The sequence below is a fragment of the Peptidiphaga gingivicola genome (genome assembly GCF_001652275.1).
Lineage (GTDB): Bacteria > Actinomycetota > Actinomycetes > Actinomycetales > Actinomycetaceae > Peptidiphaga > Peptidiphaga gingivicola.
Genome location: NZ_LVZK01000001.1, coordinates 1,823,508 through 1,842,093, shown reverse-complemented (window position 1 = coordinate 1,842,093; position 18,586 = coordinate 1,823,508). Strand labels below are relative to the sequence as shown.

The window sequence follows — 18,586 nt, the reverse complement described above, 5'->3', positions numbered from 1 at the left end:
CGCCTAGTTTTTCCTTTCTTATTTGCGGGCGTGCTGCGATGTTTTCGCGGATCCGGCTGGAGGGGTCGCTGTGGGACGCTGCGATCCCGACGGCGACGGGGCGGCCTGCCCCGTCGGTTTGACGGACGATGTCGGTTTGGCCGTTGGGTTTGCCGTCGGCGAGGCTGTCTGGCCGGGGGAGGCGGTTGGGCTCGGCGTCGGCGATGCCGTTGAGCTTGGCGTGGCTCCGGGGTTGGATCGGACGACGAAGGGCCGGGATGTGAACACATCGGTGTTCTTGCCGTTTTGGGCGTGGCCTGTTCCCTTGGTCGCGGTCACCTCCAAAACATACCGCCCGTCAGGAACGGGAGCCTTCCCATTGCCTGAGGCAACCGTCCCGTCCCAGCCGATGTCCGTGATGCCGGGCTTGAACCCGTATCCATTCAAGCTGAAGACGATGTTGTCTTTGGCTATGGGCTTGCCTTTCGAGCCGTCCGCGTTTGCGTGATAGGCGGCCACCTCGAGTTTCGAGACGGGATTCTCGACGTGCATGATCACACGAGGCACGTCGTACCCCTTCATCGAGTACACATGGTCGTTTTCCTCCACCGGAGCGTAGTCCGCTTGACTGTCTCCGCATTCGATTTTTACGACGCGGCCGTTCGGACAGGATGAAACGACGCCTAGGCTTGGCTGTATGTTCAGGGGATCCGTGGGTTCGTGTCCCGTCTCTTCGCGAGTGTCTTCGGGAACTGCGTCGCCGTAGGTCCATTTGGAGTAGAGGAATCCGAGTGATTCGTAGTCGGCGTTTAGGCCTGCGAAGGGGATGTGTTGGACGGTGTTGTTCGAGCCTTTCAGCACGAGGTATCCGCCGTAGATGGTGGGCCAGGGAAGTTTCTTGGCCGTTCCTTTGTCGGTGTAGGTGCTCGGCGGGGTGACCGTGGCCTTGACCGTCCGTGTGGAGTTGGCCGGGACCGTGACCGTTTTCGCCGAGAAGGACACCTTCGTGTTCAATCCGGCAAAATAGCTGGGGAATTGGTTGGGTCCGGCGGTGCCGACGGGGCTGACGTCGGAGGAGAGTGTGTAGGTGACCTCCTTGTTTGACCGGTTGGCAATCGTCAGTTCGGTCGGATCGTTTGAGTCCGTGTCGCCCAAGGAGACCTTCGACGGGGTCACCGTGCTCGGCACGGCATCCGAGGTGACCTTCGCATGCGAATGGGCCTGAGCCACAGCCGCAGGAACATTGATCAACCCCGCCCCCTGGAGATGGACTGGTTCTTTGCCTTTCGTCGATGCGTCCAATTTCAGGGCCTCGGGATTGCGCAGGTCGAGCGGCTTCGCGGTGTTTTGCAGGACCGTGCGGACGTCGCCGGGATTCAGCGCCGTATTCGACTGCAACAGCAGCGCCGCGGCGCCGGCCGCGTGCGGAGAGGCCATCGACGTGCCGTATCTGAAGCGATATGCGTTGTCTCCCTGTTTCTTTGTCGGGATAGCGACGTAGACGCTTTCGCCTGGGGCGAGGACGTCCGGCTTGACCGTCAGATCCGCCGCCAAGCCGAAAGACGAACTGAAGGCGACTAACCCACCGTCTTCACGGCGAATCGCAAATTCCTCGTCTGTCCATTCGATTGAGGCAGATCCGGCAGCAATTGTCGTTTCCAGCTTTTTAGCTTCGGCGTACTTGATCTGGATGACCGGAAGTTTTGGCCCGGGTTTGCCTTCCGCAATCTTAAAAACCGGTGCGATAGAATCTGATTCGTCGTAGAAGACGACTGCTGCTGCGCCGTCCTTTTCCGCCGCTGCAAACTTCTGATCAGCAGCAGCATTGCCTCCGAGGGAAACGAGGACGGCTTTGCCTTTGAAAGGCGTGCCGGGAAGGTCGACGCCGCCTGTCTTCTTCCCGTCAGGGTAGGTTGCGAGTTCGACTTTTCCAGCAGTAGGCGGCCATGGGCTTCCCGCCACACTATCGTAAGGCACGAGTTTTCCGTCGGGGCCCCTGAAGGTGTTTGATGATATCTCGCCGCTGTCCACTGAGCCGACGCTGATTGCCTTGCGCGCTACGGAGGGGGTGTTGGTGGAGAAAACTCCCGATTCTCCCTCGTTTCCAGCTGCGGAGGTCAGGACGATGCCCGAGTCGGCCATGGCGTCCGCTGCCGTAGCGACAGGGTAATTGGGCCACGACGCGAATGGGAGGCCCAAGGACATGTTGACCACGTCCATGCCGTCCTTGGTTGCGCGCTCCATCGCCGCGAGCAAAACGTCTGAATCGAATCCGCCTTCGCATCCGGCGATCTTGTATGCGCCGAGCTTGGCGTCGGGGGCGACTCCTTTGAATTTCTTGGCGGCGTCGTTTCCGGCGGCGATGCTAGCCACGGAAGTTCCATGGCCCATGCAGTCTTTGGGAAGTGGATCGGGTTTAGGCACCGGATTGTATTTTTCAGAGGAGGAACTGCCGTTGTATTCGTCTCCGACGAAGTCGTATCCGGCGACGACCTTGGACGTGGGGAAGGTCGCCGATCCGGGCACGCCCGATCCGCCGAAGGCGGGGTGGTCGATGTCGATGCCGGTGTCGATGATCCCGATCTTGACACCCTTGCCCGTCAACCCCAGCTTGTTTCTGGCCTCCGTGACCCCTGTGAGCTCTCCCGAGACGTTGAGATTCGGTTTGCCGTCTTCTTTCTGAGCGGGTTCCTTCGGAGGCTTGGACGCCAGGACGGGGAAGACGGCTTTGACGTTTTTGGCTTTGAGTATCTTGTCCAGGTCTTTGTCTTCGGCCTTGACGGCGACCCCGTTCCAGACCTTCGAGTAGGAGTCGGTGACTTTGACGTCTTTCGGGGCCGCATTGCGGAATACTCTTTGCTGAGCCGCGATCGTCTTTGTCGCCCCGCCCTTCAAGGCGGGCTTCTCGGCGAATTGCACGAACCACTTGCCGGCGAACCCGGGGGAGGCGTGCGCCTTGCCCTTCAGGGCCTGAAGCCTCTGTTGAACGTCTTTGTTCTTCTGGGCGGCGTCGGCTTTCTTTTGGTTGCCTGTCTTTTGTTGGGCGCCGCTGGGGCCGGGCGGCTTGGGCGTGCCCTCGGCGTGGGCAGCCTGCGGGGCCAAAGCCCCCGCGCCTATGACGGCCATCGCCGAGACAAGGCCGACGCGCGCCCTCCATTTTCTTCTGCGTATCATGTCCGCTCCCTTGCTTGCAGTGCGAGCCCGCCCGTCTCCAGGAACCGGTTCAGAAGACTTGACGTCCGAAGCGATTTGGAATCTTCTTTCCCTCTGAGCCCATCGGAAAGCTTGCCGGAACAGGTCCGAAAGCTTGTCCGAATCGGCTTCGGCGCTTGCCGCCTTGGCCGGCTCGGCGGTCCGGTGCTCAATGACAATGCGGGTGCGTGCGTAAGCGCCCGCGAGATCATTCTATGACTTTTCACGTCCTTTGTCAGTTATGTTTTAATGATCAACAGTCTTTGATTTAAGCGACTAAATCGGAGGGCGGGGAAAAACGGTTGCAGTTTTAAGATACGGTCAATTTTGCTGCTTGGAGTTCAGGCTCTGTTATATGAGCGCCTGGATCGCCCGCTGCTTGCATGGAAGTGGTCGTGACCCCGAATCCGGAGTCACGACCACTCACTCTGTGCTGAAGGATCTTGTTTTACCTCACCTGCGTGTGCGCGGCGCACCGCCTTCGAGTGTGCTCGTCGGTTTCGCCGACGGGGTTCGGTCTGCCGTCGGCGACGTCGTCGGGTCAGACGACGAGGACGGGCTGGCTGTTGGGCTTGGCGTCGGTGTGGACGTCTGGCCGGGGGAGGCGGTTGGGCTCGGCGTCGGCGATGCCGTTGGGCTTGGCGTGGTTCCGGGGTTGGATCGGACGACGAAGGGCCGGGATGTGAACACATCGGTGTTCTTGCCGTTTTGGGCGTGGCCTGTTCCCTTGGTCGCGGTCACCTCCAAAACATACCGCCCGTCAGGAACGGGAGCCTTCCCGTTGCCTGAGGCAACCGTCCCGTCCCAAGCGTAGCTCCAAACAGAGATGTCGGCTCCCACTCCATCAGACCGGAAGACGATATTGTCCTTGCCTGCGGGCTTGCCTTTCGAGCCGTCTGCGTTCGCGTGATAGGCGGCCACCTCGAGTTTCGAGACGGGATTCTCGACGTGCATGACGACGTTGGGAACGTCGTATCCGTTCATCGAATATTTGTGATCGTCATTTGAAACAAGCGACAGCGTGGCGTCAGGGCATTCGGCGTCCAGGACGCGGCCGCTCGGGCAGGATGAAACGAAGGCCAGATTCGGCTCTATGTACAACTTGCCCGCATAATCGTCGCTCGGCGGCTCGTTGGGCGGCAGGTCGTTCGCCGTCCACTCAGAACGGAGGAATCCGAGTGATTCGTAGTCGGCGTTTAGGCCTGCGAAGGGGATGTGTTGGACGGTGTTGTTCGAGCCTTTCAGCACGAGGTATCCGCCGTAGATGGTGGGCCAGGGAAGTTTCTTGGCCGTTCCTTTGTCGGTGTAGGTGCTCGGCGGGGTGACCGTGGCCTTGACCGTCCGTGTGGAGTTGGCCGGGACCGTGACCGTTTTCGCCGAGAAGGACACCTTCGTGTTCAATCCGGCAAAATAGCTGGGGAATTGGTTGGGTCCGGCGGTGCCGACGGGGCTGACGTCGGAGGAGAGTGTGTAGGTGACCTCCTTGTTTGACCGGTTGGCAATCGTCAGTTCGGTCGGATCGTTTGAGTCCGTGTCGCCCAAGGAGACCTTCGACGGGGTCACCGTGCTCGGCACGGCATCCGAGGTGACCTTCGCATGCGAATGGGCCTGAGCCACAGCCGCAGGAACATTGATCAACCCCGCCCCCTGGAGATGGACTGGTTCTTTGCCTTTCGTCGATGCGTCCAATTTCAGGGCCTCGGGATTGCGCAGGTCGAGCGGCTTCGCGGTGTTTTGCAGGACCGTGCGGACGTCGCCGGGATTCAGCGCCGTATTCGACTGCAACAGCAACGCCGCGGCGCCGGCCGCGTGCGGAGAGGCCATCGACGTGCCGGAATAGACTGCATATCCCCGTTCGCCTTGCTTTTTGATCGGGATCGCGGCGAAGATATTGCCTCCCGGGGCGAGGACGTCCGGCTTGACCGTCAGATCCGCCGCCAAGCCGAAAGACGAGAAATCGGAAAGCGCGCCTCCGTTGGAATTCGCGCTCACAACCTCCTCGCGCGTCCATTCGATCGAGGCCGAACCCGCCGCCGCAGCCGCCTCAAGCTTCGCGCCCTCGGCTTGAGTGATGCCGACCGTTGGAATCCGGATGGCGGGTTCGCCCGTGGCTTCTGCCATAAGGGCTCCCTCTTCATTGTTGTAGATGATCACCGCTGCCGCGCCGTCGTTCTGGGCAGCCAAAGCCTTTTCGTGAAACTTGGTGCTTCCGCGGGAAACGAGGACGGCTTTGCCTTTGAAAGGCGTGCCGGGAAGGTCGACGCCGCCTGTCTTCTTCCCGTCGGGGTAAGCTGCGAGCTCCAGTTTTCCGGCGGCGGGCGCTTCCGGGCTTCCCTTTAAAGCGTTGTAGGCAACGAGTTTTCCGTCGGGGCCCTTGAAAGCAAAGGAACGCGTATGGGTATTGTCAACAGAGCCGACGCTGATTGCCTTGTGCGCTACGGAAGGGTCGCCATTGGCGAAAATTCCCTTAGCGCGCGAGTTTCCCGCCGAGGCTGCGACGACGATGCCCGAGTCGGCCATGGCGTCGGCGGCGGCCGACGTCGGATAATTGGGCCACGACACAAAGTTGCCGCCCAAGGACATGTTGACCACGTCCATGCCGTCCTTGGTTGCGCGCTCCATCGCCGCGAGTATGACGTCGTCTCGGGTATAGCCGTCGCATCCAAAGACTCGGTAGGCGCCGAGCTTGGCGTCGGGGGCGACGCCTTTGAATTTCTTGGCGGCGTCGTTTCCGGCGGCGATGCTGGCCACATGAGTTCCGTGATTGTCGCAGTCGTTGGGAACCGGGTCGGGCTTCGGATTGGGGTTGTAGGTGCCGGAACTGCTGTCATTGTTGAATTTGTCGCCGACGAAGTCGTATCCGGCGACGACCTTGGACGTGGGGAAGGCCGCCGATCCGGGCACGCCCGATCCGCCGAAGGCGGGGTGGTCGATGTCGATGCCGGTGTCGATGATCCCGATCTTGACACCCTTGCCCGTCAACCCCAGCTCTTTGCGGGCGTAAGGGACGCCCGTGAGGTCTCCGGCCGTGAAAAGGGTGGGCTTGACGCCGTTCTTCTGCTCGGGCTTCTGAGCGGGTTCTTCCGGTTTCTGGACGGTCAGGACGGGGAAGACGGCTTTGACGTTTTTGGCTTTGAGTATTTTGCCCAGGTCTTTGTCTTCGGCCTTGACGGCGACCCCGTTCCAGACTTTCGAATAGGAATCGGTGACTTTGACGTCCTTCGGGGCTGTTGAGCTGAAGGTTTTCTGCTGGGCCGCGATTGTCTTGGCCGACCCGCCCTTGATGGTGGGTTTTTCGGAGAATTGGACGAACCACTTGCCGGCGAACCCGGGGGAGGCGTGTGCCTTGCTCTTCAGGGTCTGAAGCCTCTGCCGAATCTCGTCTTTGTTTTTCTGTCGTGCGGCTCCGCCGGCCTGCTTTTGGCCGCCGTCGTCTTGTTGGGCGCCGCTGGGGCCGGGCGGCTTGGGCGTGCCCTCGGCGTGGGCCGCCTGCGGGGCCAAAGCCCCCGCGCCTATGACGGCCATCGCCGAGACAAGGCCGACGCGCGCCCTCCATTTTCTTCTGCGTATCATGTCCGCTCCCTTCGAGTGATACATGCCTTCTTTACATGATATGAGTTTGGCCGTCTCCCTAAAGCGATCCGGAAGTCAATCGCTGAAATCGATCCCAATTCGATTTTGAAATGAATTCAATTTCATTCTTGAAATGGATTTCCCAATTTATTTTCGAACCGACTCTTCAGGCTGCAACTCATCGACACGTGGACTTGTGTACAGAGGCCCACACCGCTCACTTTACCCCTGATGGCGAGCTGAGTCATTGGCAATTGACGGCGGGCTGAGCCGTCTGCGGGCAAAGGCGGTCGAAGCCGCTTTCGCACGGCTGGAAATCGGGCGAAACGGTTGGATCTGAACCTTGGCGGGCCGACGGCGCCCGAAGTTCGACGACGTCGGAAGCTTCGCAAGCCGGAGGCTTCGAAGGCTGCATGCGCAAAGCGGAGAATTTGGAAAGCGACAAAAACGTTGAAAGTTTCATGGTGTGGCGTAGGTCGCCTTTGTCGGGTTACCCTTAGTGCATGTCTATGAACCCGCGTTCTGCCCTCGATCGACTGATCGGCGCGTTAGAAGCTTTTCATCTCGCCGCTTCGACCGCGCAGGACCCGAGTGCGCCCAGCGTCGCCGAGGCCGCCGACGCTCTCGCCGACGCCTACATCGTCTACGACGACGTCGTTTTCACCAGGTACGGAGTCGAGGCTCCCTTGGACGTATACGGCGACGACGAGGACTACGACGAGGATTTCGACGACGACTACGACGACTTCGATCTGGACGACGAGGACGACGCCGACCTCGACGACGATTTGGACGAGGACGGCGACTTCGACGACGACCTTGAAGACGAAGACGATCTCGAGGACGACGAGGAAACAGACGGCGAGACGCTTGAAGACGAGGAAGGCCTCGACGACGCCGACTTTGACGACGGCAGCTACGAGGAAGATTCGGAGGAAGGCGCCGACGGTTAAGGCCGACTCGGCGGGTCAGTTGCTGATGTCCGCCAGGGCCTCGGAAACGAGCTCGGGGAGCGGCTTGCACCGGGAAACCGTCGCCTGAAGCTGGGCAGCCGTCCTCGCGCCGACGATCGCGGCGGTGACACCCGGCCTGCCGACGACCCATGAAAGTGCGACGTCGGCGGGCGTGCGCCCGAGGCCGTCGGCTGCCTTCGCCACCGCTTCGACTATTCGGCGGGCCCTCTCGTTGAGGTACGGCTCGACGAAGGCGGCGAGGTGCTCGGAGGCGGCGCGCGACGTCGGCGGGATCGAATGGCGGTACTTCCCGGTGAGCACTCCGCGGCCGAGCGGAGAAGAGGCGAGGAGGCCCATCCCCGTGTGAGAGGCCATGGGGACGATCTCGGCCTCGACGTCGCGGCAAACGAGGGAATACTCCCGTTCAACCGCGGTGATGAGAGGAAGCCCGGCGGCCCGAAGCCTTTCGGCAAGGATCGCCGCGCGCCACGACGAGTACTCCTGAACCCCGATGTACCTGACGATCCCGCGATCGATGAGCCATCCGAGAGCCGAGGCGGTTTCCTCGTCGGGCGCCAACGGATCGGGGCAGGCGACGAGCAGAAGGTCGATGTAGCTCGTGCCGAGGCGTTCGAGCGAGGCCCGCACCGAGTCGAGAATGGGCCCTCGTCCCGCGCCGAATCGAAGCCCGGTCGGGCCGGGAACGAATCCGGCGCGCGTGCACAGCACGACGGACTCGCGATCCACGACGACGTCGAGAAGCTCGCCGACGCAAGACTCCGCCGCGCCCTGGCCGAAGGCAGGCGAGGTGTCGATGAGATTTCCCCCGGAATCGAGAATCGTCTCCAGCTGGCCCTTGGCCTCCTTGACGTCGGTATCGCGGCCCCAGGTGAGTGTGCCGAGCCCGACCGCCCCCACGACGAGGCCGCTGGCGCCCACTGTGCGTTCTCTCATAGAGACCAGCCTAGCTTAGCCCGCAGTATGAACCTTCCAGCCCTGGCCAGTAAGCTGGCCCGATGGGATATTTTGAAGCACTCGTTTTAGGCATAGTCCAAGGGCTCACGGAGTTCCTGCCCATCAGCTCCTCAGCGCACATTCGAATCTTCGGCGACCTATTCGGATGGGGCGATCCCGGAGCCGCCTTCACCGCCGTCATACAGCTGGGAACCGAGGCCGCCGTCATCACGTACTTCGCCAAAGACATCGGCCGGATCATCTCCCACTGGTTCCGCTCCCTTCCGCTTGCCGGCAGAAATCGCCTTCCCTCCTCCGATCCCGACGCGCGCATGGGGTGGATCGTCATCTTCGGCACGATTCCGATCGGCGTGCTCGGGCTGCTCTTCCAAGACGCCATTGAAACCAAGCTTCGCAATCTCTACATCGTCGCCGCGGTCTTGGCCCTCTTCGCCGTCATCCTGGGGTGGGCCGACCGCAGGTCCGCGCACACGAAGCATCTTGACGAGATGACGCTGGGAGACGGCGTCCTCGTGGGATTCGGCCAGGCCATGGCCCTCATTCCGGGAGTCTCTCGCTCGGGCGGGACGATCACCGTCGGCCTCCTTCTCGGGTACACGAGGGAGGCGGCCGCTCGGGTCTCTTTCCTTCTGGCCATCCCGGCAGTCGTCCTTTCGGGCTTCTTCCAGCTCGCCAAGAACTTCGACACCGCCTCGCTTGCCGCCGGGCCGACCATTTTGGCGACGATCGTCTCATTCGTCGTCGGATACGCCGTGATCGTGTGGTTCCTCAAGCTCATCTCCACGCGGTCTTACATGCCGTTCGTCGTCTACCGCATCGTCCTCGCGATCGTCGTGGTGGGCCTTCTGGTCGGCGGCGTCGTCTACGCCTACTGACGGGCCGTTTTGCAAAAGGCCGTCTCTTCCAGATCGAGGTGAACATGCAGATCGAGGTGAACATGCGTTCCGATTCCACCGCCCGCGGCCTTCCGCGTGCCGTCTTGCTCGACATGGACGGCACGCTCGCCAACTCCGAAGACTGGTGGTACCAGGCGGAGACGGAGATCATGGCCGACTTGGGCGCCACGTGGTCGAAGGAGTACGTGGCGCAGATCGTCGGAAGTTCGCTGGAGTACGCGACGTCGAAGACCGTGGCGGACTTTGGGCTGCCGATAAGCCCGCAGGAGCTGGGCCGCAGGCTCGTCTCCCGGGTGTGCGAGATCGGAGAGGCCTCGAAAGTGCCCTGGCGGCCGGGTGCTTACGAGCTTCTCTCCCTCACGGTCGATTTGGGGATCCCGACGGCGCTCGTCACGTCTTCCTACGAGCGGTTTGCCCGCATCGTGGTGAAGGATGCGCCGCCGGGCTCCCTCACGACGATCGTCGCGGGGGACCACGGCCTTCCCGGCAAGCCCGATCCCGCGCCCTACCTGCGCGCCGCGGAGCTCGCCGGGGCGGACCCCTCTTCTTCGCTCGTGATCGAGGATTCGTTTTTCGGGGTGCGATCGGGGATGGCCGCGCGGGCGCGTGTGGTCCACGTGCCTTACATGGTCGATGTGCCGCCCGCCCCGGGCCTCGTCAAGATCGACTCCCTCGAATCGGTCGACGAGGCCGCTCTGCGGCGCTTCATGGACGGGGAGCGCCCGCAGGGCGACCCTTATGCGGACGGCGCTCCGAACCTGAGAGCGACCTAACGGGGCGGCGCGACGGACGGCTTGTCGGACGTTCGTCGCAAGCTGCTCTCGTAAGCTGCTCCCGTCAGCCGCTGTTTTGAATCCCTCCCCGCGGGCGCCGGTGGGCGGCAGGCCGCCATTCATCGGAAGGCTCTGCTGGGGCCGTCCCTTTCGCCGTGCGGAGGGCCGCCGCGCCTTCCTCGCTCATGGGCGGGGCCGCGCCGCCGAAGGCGGGGCAGTTCTCCTGGAAATGGCACCAGTCGCACAGCCGGGACGGCTTGTGTTCGAAATCGGCCGCGTCGAGGCGCTCCTCTATCGCGTTCCATATGGAGTCAAGCTCAAAGACGACGGCGTCGACGTCGTCGGGGACCGGGTCGTAGGTCAGCGTCCGCCCGTCCTTGAGGTAGATGATCTGCGTGCGTCTGGCGAGCTTTCCCTGTGACAGGGCGATGGCCGCTGTATAGAAGCGCATTTGAAAAAGCGCCTCGTCTTGGAATCTGGGGCCGGGGGACTTTCCCGTTTTGTAGTCGACGATGCGAAGCGCGCCGTTGGGCGCCTCGTCGATTCGATCGACTATGCCGCGCACGGCCAGGCCGGAGGCGAGGCGCGCGTTGACGAATTGCTCGCGCGCCGCGGGCTCTATGAACGTCGGATTCTCCATGCGGAAGTAGTTGCCTATGAGTGTGCGCGCGCTGCCGAGCCACGTCTCGAGATGCGCGGGGCCCTCGAAGAGATCGCGATCGCGCGGTTTGGACTCCAGATGCGCGTTCCAGCGGGGAAGGAGAAGCCCCTGGGCCGCCTCTTCCGTGCGGGCGGCGGCGGGCCCGTCATAGAGATGCTCCAGAACCGAATGCACGAGGGTTCCTCGAAGCGCCTCGAGGGACGGCGGCTCGGGGAGCCTATCGACCGTCCGGAACCTAAACATCAGGGGGCACTGCTTGAAGTCTTTCGCCCGCGAAGGGGAAAGAGCCGCATGTCTGCTCATGTCACAACCGTACATCGGGCTCCCGACGCATTGGCTCGCTAGAATCTGAGACCATGACCGGACCGACTTCCTCGCGCCGCCGCGGCCCGTTCAAAGCGGGCGAACGCGTGCAGCTAACCGACCCGAAGGGTCGCCAGTACACGATCTCCCTCACAAGCGACGGCTACTTCCAATCGACCAGGGGCTCGTTCCGCCACGGCGAGCTCATCGGCCGCGAGGAGGGAACCGTAGTCGAGACCGAAGAAGGCAGGCGTTTTCTGGCGCTCCGCCCGCTCGTCTCCGACTACGTGCTGTCGATGCCGCGCGGGGCGACGGTCGTCTACCCCAAGGACGCCGCCCAGATCGTCCACGCCGCCGACGTCTTCCCCGGCGCCCGCGTTTTCGAGGCGGGCCTTGGGTCTGGTGCGCTGACCCTGTCCCTTCTCGCCGCGGCGGGGCCGGGCGGCCACGTCCTCTCGGCCGAGCGCCGCCCGGAATTCGCCGAAATAGCAGAGGCGAACGTTCGCTCGTGGTACGGCGAGGAGTGTCCGCCGTGGACGATTCGGACGGGGGAGGCGCTCGACGTCCTCGAGGAGCTCGAAGAGGGCGAGCTCGACCACGTCATCCTGGACATGTTGGCCCCGTGGGACCTCGTTGAGGCGGCGGCCCGCGCGCTCAGGCCCGGCGGCGTCGTCCTCGCCTACGTCGCCACGACCACCCAGCTCTCCCGATTCGTCGAAGAACTGCGTGCAAGCGGGCTGTTCACGGAGCCTTCCGCCTCGGAGACCCTCGTGCGAACCTGGCATCTGGAAGGTCTCGCCGTCAGGCCCAACCACCGGATGGTGGCGCACACGGGCTTCCTCGCCCTGGCCCGGAGGCTGGCGCCCGGCGTCGAACCGCTGCAGCCGACGCGCAGGCCCGCCAAGGCCGCGTACTCCGAGGCCCCCGCGTGGGAGGCCGAATACGCTGAGCGCACAATTTCCGAACGCAAGCTTCGCAAGGTGCGCCGCGACGTCGCCCACAGGGCCGACGTCGAAGAGACAGGACGATCCGAGGCGGGACGCCACGGCAGGGCGATGAAAGAGAAGATCGAGGCGGAGGTTGAGGAACGGGCCAGGGAGAAGAAGGCCCGAAGGCAAGGCGGGGAGGGGCCGGCGGCGTCGGAGTGACTCACGATGCCGCGGCTTCAAGCCTCGGCGAATATCATTGACGGGTAAGAACGAAAGGCACCCATGACCGTCCCCAGCCACAACCCGCTCTACGAGCTTCGCCAGCAGGTCGTCTCCTTGGAAGAGAAGAACGAGCGCCTGACCCAGGCGTTGACAGCCGCGCGCACGCGCATCGAAGAGTTGGGAGCGCAGGTTGACTCCCTGTCCCACCCTCCCGCATCCTTCGCCACCTTCCTCAAGGCGCACGCCGACGACGGATCCATCGACGCCTACGTCGGCGGACGAAAAATGAACCTCGCCGCGGCCGCCTCGCTGAAGACCGAGAGCCTGACGGTCGGCCAGGAGGTTCGTCTCAATGAGTCCCTCGTGGCGATCGAGGCCGCAGGCTACGAGGAAACCGGAACGATCGTCGGGATCGAGATGCTCGTGGACGAGCGCAGAGCCCTCGTGCGCGTCCACCAAGACGAGCACCGAATCATGTACGTCTCAGGCAAGATAGAGCCCGGAACGCTGCGTGTGGGGGACACCGTGGTCGCCGACATGCGCAACGGCATCGTGCTGGACGTCGTCGAACGCCCCGACGTCGAGCACCTGCTCCTCGAAGAGGTCCCGGACGTCTCCTACGCGGACATCGGAGGCCTCGGCCCGCAGATCCAACAGATCAAGGACACCGTCGAGCTTCCCTTCGAGCAGCCCGAGCTCTACCGGGAGCACGGGCTCAAGCCTCCCAAAGGGGTTCTGCTCTACGGACCTCCCGGATGCGGCAAGACCCTCATCGCCAAAGCGGTGGCCACCTCGCTGGCGGCGAGCATCGCGGCGAAGGAGGGAAGCGAGCGGGCCCGCAGCTACTTCCTCAACATCAAGGGCCCGCAGCTGCTCGACAAATACGTGGGAGAGACGGAGCGCCAGATTCGCGAGATTTTCTCTCGTGCGCGCGACCGCGCCGCCGCGGGCATACCCGTCGTCATCTTCTTCGACGAGATGGAAGCCCTTTTCCGCACGCGCGGGTCGGGGATCTCCTCCGACGTCGAGACGACCGTGGTTCCCCAGCTTCTGGCGGAGATAGACGGGGTCGAGGCGCTGCACAACGTCATCGTCGTCGGCGCCTCCAACCGCGAGGACATGATCGATCCGGCGATCCTGCGCCCGGGCCGCCTCGACGTGAAGATCCGCATCGAGAGGCCGACGCGCGAGGGGAGCCTCGACATTCTCTCAAAGTACTTGACGGCGGATCTGCCTTTGCGGGCCGAGGCCGTCGAGGCCGAGGGAAGCAGGGAGAACGCCGCGCGGGCGCTGCGAGAGGCCGCCGTCGATGAGCTTTTCGCGCGCGTCCCGAAAAACGAGTACGTCGAACTCGCGTACTCGAGCGGGGCACGCGAGGTGCTCTACGTCTCCGACATGGTCTCCGGCGCGCTCCTTGCGGCCGTCGTCGACCGAGCGAAGAAGCTGGCCATCAAGGACTTCCTCGCCACGGGGACGCGGGGCATCGACGTCGAACACGTCCGTGCAGCCGTGCGCGAAGAGGCGCTCGCGGGCGAAGACGTCGCCACGGCGGTCAACCCCGAGGAATGGGCGCGGGTCAACGCCCGCGGACGCGGCGAGCGCGTCGTCGACGTCCGGCCGCTTTTCCGCGGAGCTTCCGACCGGATCGGCGGAGCGCGGGACGGCGCGGAGGAAACGAATGAAAGGGCAGGCGAGGCCGGTGAAGAGCTCGCGCGAGGCGAGGCCGCCGATGCCGTCGAGGGCGGCGGCCGCTCTCTTCGCGAATTCGACCCCGCCAGGTCCGGAGGGCTGATCTGATGAGAGGGCTGATCTCATGACTGTGCGCAGAATCGTGGGAATGGAAACCGAATTCGGCATTCTCGAGCCGAGCGAGCCGGGAGCGAGCCCGATCGCCCTCTCGGCCGACCTGGTCGAGGCCTACGGCCGCAGGACCGGCGCCTCGACTGGATGGGACTTCCACGGAGAGGACCCGCTCAACGACGCGAGGGGATACCGGCTGGGCCGCGGGGACGTCCACCCCTCCCTGCTCACGGACTCTCCCGAAGCCTCGGCGCCCGCCTTCGGCGAGGTCGAGCAGATCAGGGACGTTTCGTCGCTGCGTCGCCCGCGTGCGGCGAACCTCGTATTGGCGAACGGGGCGCGGCTCTACGTCGATCACGCGCATCCCGAGTACTCCTCGCCCGAGACGGCTTCACCGCGCGCGGCCGTCCTCTGGGACCGCGCAGGGGAGGCCGTGGCAATCGAGGCCATGGAGCAGCTTCGCGCCGAGGGGCGCGAGGTCGCGGTCTACAAGAACAACGTCGACGGCAAGGGCGCGGCCTACGGCTCGCACGAGAACTACCTCATGAGCCGGGAGTCCAGCTTCGCCGACGTCGTCAGGTACATGACCCCCTTCTTCGTCACGCGCCCGCTCCTGTGCGGCGCCGGTCGGGTGGGGCTCGGCCAGGCCAGCGAGTTCCCTGGATTCCAGATCTCCCAGCGCGCCGACTACGTTGAGAACGACGTCGGCCTGGAGACGACCTTCAATCGGCCGATCATAAACACGCGCGACGAGCCCCACGCCGACTACTCGCTCTACCGCCGGCTGCACGTCATCGGCGGCGACGCCAACCTCTTCGACGTGTCGAACCTGCTGAAGGTCGGCTCGACCTGCGCCGTCTTATGGCTGATCGAGATCGACGAGGTTCCGCTCGCCCTCGACTCGGTCCTCCTTCACTCGCCGGTTGCAGCGGCTTGGCAGATCTCGCACGATCCTTTCGCTGGGCTCGACATGCACGACGGCTCGACGAAGACGGCCTTGGACGTTCAACGCATCTACCTCGACGCCGTCCGCGAGGCCGTCGAGCGCCGCGGCGGAGCCGATCCCGACACCGCCGAGGTCCTCGAATACTGGCAGCTGGTCCTCGACCTGCTCGATCGGCGCGACTGGGACGCTGCGGCCCCGATGGTCGAGTGGGCGGCCAAACGCCGCCTCCTCGAAGGGATGCGCGAACGCGGCGGCCTGGCGTGGGACGACGCCAAACTCCGCGCCGTCGATCTGCAATGGCACGATCTGCGGCCCGGCAAGTCGATCGTCGAAAGGCTCGACGCCGCCGGCCAAGTCGCGCGTCTCTTCGGTCGCGACGACGTCGAGCGGGCCGCGGCGCAGGCGCCGAAGGACACCCGCGCATTCCTCAGGGGAGGGCTTGTGGCCAAGTTTCCTTCCGCCGTTCCGGCGGCGGGATGGGATGGCGTCGTCCTCGACGACTCCCGGGAACTCGTGCGTTTGCCGACCCTTCATCCGGAGAGGGGGACCGAGGCGCACGTCGGGCAGATGCTCGCCGCAGCGAGCGATCCGGCCGATTTTCTCAGGCGCCTCGGCGCGGGCTGAGAGCCCGGCAATCCCCGCCGGCGGACGAGGCACCCTTCGCCCCGGCCCGACGGAACGCCGGGCAGATCCGCGTCGCAGCGAGCGCCCGCACGGCGACGGGCTTTCCGCGCCACAGCGACGGGCTTTCCACACACATCAACGCAGAAGGAGAAAGGCACCCGATGACACAAGAATTCGCTCAGCCGCGCAAGAGGGTCGAAGAGCAGACCGTTTCCGACATCCCGCAGGCGCACAGGCAAACCTCGGCCGTCGACTCGATCCTTGACGAGATCGACTCCGTTTTGGAAACTAACGCCGAGTCCTTCGTCCAGGGCTTCGTTCAAAAGGGCGGCCAGTGATTCCCCAGCGGATCATGGGCTTGGAGACCGAGTTCGGCCTCATGTGCGCCTCCGACTCGGGAGGCGAGCCGCCCCTCGACGTCGAAGCGGCGGCGGCCGAGCTCTTCCGCCCGATTCTCGCGGCGGGCGGCTCGACCAACTCGTTCCTCTCCAACGGGGCCCGGCTCTACCTCGACGTCGGCGCCCATCCCGAGTACGCCACTGCCGAATGCCGCTCGGTCGCCGACCTCGTGGCCAACGACCGCGCGGGCGAGCGCCTGTACGCCTCGATGGCCGCGCAGGCCGATTCGCGCCTGGCCTCCAAGGGCGTAGGCGGACGCATCCACCTGTTCAAGAACAACCTTGACGCCGCGGGCAACTCGTTCGGGTGCCACGAGAACTACCTTGTGCGCCGCCGCACCGACTACCGCACCCGGATCGCGGCCACGCTGCCCTACTTCGTCACGCGCCAGATCGTCGCGGGGGCCGGATGCATCCGCCGCGCCAAGGACGGCGCGGCCGCCTACTGTTTCTCCCAGCGCGCGGACCAGATGTGGGACGCCATCTCGTCGGCCTCCACGAGGTCTCGCCCGATGATCAACACGCGCGACGAACCGCACGGAGACCCGGAGCTCTACCGACGAATGCACGTCATCGTCGGCGACTCCAACATGTGCGAGGCGACGACGGCGCTCAAGGTCGCCGCGACCCAGGCCGTCCTCGCCATGCTGGAAGACGGAGGAATCCTGCCGCGCATGGAGCTTGCCGACCCCGTCTTGGCGATACGCGAGACGAGCGTGGACCTAACCGGACGCGCGCGGCTCGAACTGGCCGACGGCGGGTGGATCACCCCGATCGAGGTCCAAGAGCGCACCCGCGAGGCGGTCTTGCGGCATTTCGACGCCAAGGGGTACACGGCGGACCTGGACGCATCGACCTCGTATTTGCTGGACTTGTGGGGGCGCGCCGTCGAATCGGTCAAATCCGGGGACACCTCGGCCGTCGCGACTGAAATCGACTGGGCGGCCAAGCTTTCGCTATTCTCCAGATATATGGAGCGCGCGGGCGCGACGCTTGACGATCCCAGGCTGGCCAGGCTTGACCTCGCCTATCACGACATCACCGCGGCGGGCCTGCGCCCGTCCATGGAGGAGACCGGCATGCTGCGAACCTTTGCCTCGCCCGAGGCCGTCCAGGAGGCTATGACGACGCCGCCGTCCGACACTCGCGCCAAGTTGCGGGGCGACTTCGTCGAGAAGGCCCGCCGACGCCGCCTCGACTACGCCGTCGATTGGACGAACCTCAGGCTTCTCGAGGCCGAGGGCACGCGTTCCGTCGTCCTCAAGGACCCCTTCGCCTCGGTCGACGAAAGGGTGGACCGCCTCATGGAAGAGACGGATCGGTGAGCCGGGCCCGCGCCGTTCGCGCAGCTGCGGCCGCCTCCCTGGCCCTCGCCGCCTTGACGGCCTGCGACCACTCCGCGAAAGGCGAGTGCAAGGTGGGCGTCAACGGCGCCTTCGGCTCGGCCGTCACCGTCGACGTGGACTGCCCGTCAGCCCCGAGAAACGTCGTCAAAGACGTCCTCATCAAGGGGAAGGGAAACGCCATCGACAAGGGGCAGACGGCTCTGCTGCGGGCGACTTCCTTCGATTCGCGCTCTGGGAAGATCGTCTCCGCGTACAATTCGGGGAATCTTCGGCTGGCCGAAGTGTCGAAGAAAGGCTTGGGCGACATCGCCGACGACCTCGTGGGCGTCAAAGAGGGAAGCCGGCTCGTTTTCAAGCGCCCGGGGTTGGTCGATGGAAACCGCCAAAGCGCCGAGATCATCGTGGTCGACGTCTTCAGCACGATAGCCCAGGGAAAGAAAGCGCCCGCCCCCAATCCCGCGCCTTCGGGAATGCCCTCCCTTTCCGTCGCCGACGGCGGAGGCCCCGCGATCAAGGCGTCGGGCCAGCCGATTCCAGAGCTCGCCGTCGTCCCATTCGTCGAAGGGTCGGGAGACCAGGTGTCCAAGGGGGACACCCTCGCCGTTCAGTACGCGATTTATGACACAAAAGGGCAGATCGTCGACACGACGTGGAACGGCGGCAAGCCCGTCAAGCTCAAGCTCGACAAGGCGATGCGCGGGCTGGCGGAAGGCCTCGTCGATCAAAAGGTGGGATCGCGCGTCGTCGTCCTCATCCCCGCGTCTTTTGCCCAAGGCGAGGGCGATCGCATCGTGGTCGTAGACATCCTCGGCATCCTCTCCTCCTCGCCGGGAAAAGAGAAAACCGCCGCCCCGTGACCGTCGGCGTTTCGCGGACCCGTCTCGCCTTCTGACGCGAGTCGGTGAGCCGTCCCCGATGCTAGTAACCTAAGAACGACGACGAACACGAGCGGGTCGACAGCAGACATTGCGCACCGTTCCTTCCGGGCGGCTTTCTGCTTCGTCCCACTTCGATCG

Annotated in this window: 13 protein-coding genes; 9 read left to right on the top strand and 4 right to left on the bottom strand. The window is 64.3% G+C overall.

The window, feature by feature from the left end; genetic code table 11:
• Positions 1-18: 18 nt before the first annotated feature.
• Positions 19-3,153: a S8 family serine peptidase gene (locus tag A4H34_RS07660; RefSeq protein ID WP_064231581.1), complete on the bottom strand. Its 3,135-nt coding sequence runs from the start codon at positions 3,151-3,153 to the stop codon at positions 19-21.
• A gap of 471 nt (positions 3,154-3,624) precedes the next feature.
• Positions 3,625-6,744 carry a S8 family serine peptidase gene (locus A4H34_RS07655; protein WP_231870983.1) on the bottom strand — a complete coding sequence of 1,040 codons (3,120 nt, stop codon included), beginning with the start codon at positions 6,742-6,744 and terminating at the stop codon, positions 3,625-3,627.
• A gap of 503 nt (positions 6,745-7,247) precedes the next feature.
• On the opposite strand from A4H34_RS07655, the gene A4H34_RS07645 reads away from it, so the two are divergent.
• The gene (locus A4H34_RS07645; RefSeq protein WP_064231578.1) at positions 7,248-7,697 is read left to right on the top strand and encodes a hypothetical protein; all 450 of its coding nucleotides are present in this window, start codon (positions 7,248-7,250) and stop codon (positions 7,695-7,697) included.
• A gap of 15 nt (positions 7,698-7,712) precedes the next feature.
• Here the strand turns inward: A4H34_RS07645 and A4H34_RS07640 are convergent, their stop codons facing one another.
• Positions 7,713-8,651, bottom strand: a complete 939-nt coding sequence (locus A4H34_RS07640) for an aldo/keto reductase (RefSeq protein ID WP_009198665.1) — start codon at positions 8,649-8,651, stop codon at positions 7,713-7,715.
• Positions 8,652-8,713: 62 nt separating this feature from the next.
• On the opposite strand from A4H34_RS07640, the gene A4H34_RS07635 reads away from it, so the two are divergent.
• Positions 8,714-9,547: an undecaprenyl-diphosphate phosphatase gene (locus A4H34_RS07635; protein ID WP_064231577.1), complete on the top strand. Its 834-nt coding sequence runs from the start codon at positions 8,714-8,716 to the stop codon at positions 9,545-9,547.
• Positions 9,548-9,591: 44 nt separating this feature from the next.
• The gene (locus A4H34_RS07630) at positions 9,592-10,341 is read left to right on the top strand and encodes an HAD family hydrolase (RefSeq protein WP_082903113.1); all 750 of its coding nucleotides are present in this window, start codon (positions 9,592-9,594) and stop codon (positions 10,339-10,341) included.
• 64 nt (positions 10,342-10,405) lie between these two features.
• Here the strand turns inward: A4H34_RS07630 and A4H34_RS07625 are convergent, their stop codons facing one another.
• On the bottom strand, positions 10,406-11,305 hold the full coding sequence (locus A4H34_RS07625; RefSeq protein ID WP_231870982.1) for a RecB family exonuclease: 900 nt from the start codon (positions 11,303-11,305) through the stop codon (positions 10,406-10,408).
• Positions 11,306-11,358: 53 nt separating this feature from the next.
• Here A4H34_RS07625 and A4H34_RS07620 point away from each other — a divergent pair, with 53 nt between their 5' ends.
• The 6 genes from A4H34_RS07620 (at position 11,359) to A4H34_RS07595 (ending at position 18,427) form a co-directional block, all read left to right on the top strand.
• Positions 11,359-12,453, top strand: a complete 1,095-nt coding sequence (locus tag A4H34_RS07620; protein WP_064231575.1) for a tRNA (adenine-N1)-methyltransferase — start codon at positions 11,359-11,361, stop codon at positions 12,451-12,453.
• Positions 12,454-12,516: 63 nt separating this feature from the next.
• On the top strand, positions 12,517-14,253 hold the full coding sequence (gene arc, locus A4H34_RS07615; protein ID WP_064231574.1) for a proteasome ATPase: 1,737 nt from the start codon (positions 12,517-12,519) through the stop codon (positions 14,251-14,253).
• Between the two features lie 16 nt (positions 14,254-14,269).
• Positions 14,270-15,826 (top strand): depupylase/deamidase Dop, encoded by a 1,557-nt coding sequence (gene dop, locus A4H34_RS07610; protein WP_064231573.1) that lies wholly within the window; start codon positions 14,270-14,272, stop codon positions 15,824-15,826.
• Between the two features lie 161 nt (positions 15,827-15,987).
• Positions 15,988-16,164 (top strand): ubiquitin-like protein Pup, encoded by a 177-nt coding sequence (locus A4H34_RS07605; RefSeq protein WP_009198672.1) that lies wholly within the window; start codon positions 15,988-15,990, stop codon positions 16,162-16,164.
• Positions 16,161-17,549: a Pup--protein ligase gene (pafA, locus tag A4H34_RS07600; protein WP_231870981.1), complete on the top strand. Its 1,389-nt coding sequence runs from the start codon at positions 16,161-16,163 to the stop codon at positions 17,547-17,549. The genes A4H34_RS07605 and pafA overlap by 4 nt, the downstream gene beginning before the upstream one ends.
• The gene (locus tag A4H34_RS07595) at positions 17,546-18,427 is read left to right on the top strand and encodes an FKBP-type peptidyl-prolyl cis-trans isomerase (protein WP_009198674.1); all 882 of its coding nucleotides are present in this window, start codon (positions 17,546-17,548) and stop codon (positions 18,425-18,427) included. Before pafA ends, A4H34_RS07595 begins: the two co-directional genes overlap by 4 nt.
• Positions 18,428-18,586: the final 159 nt, after the last annotated feature.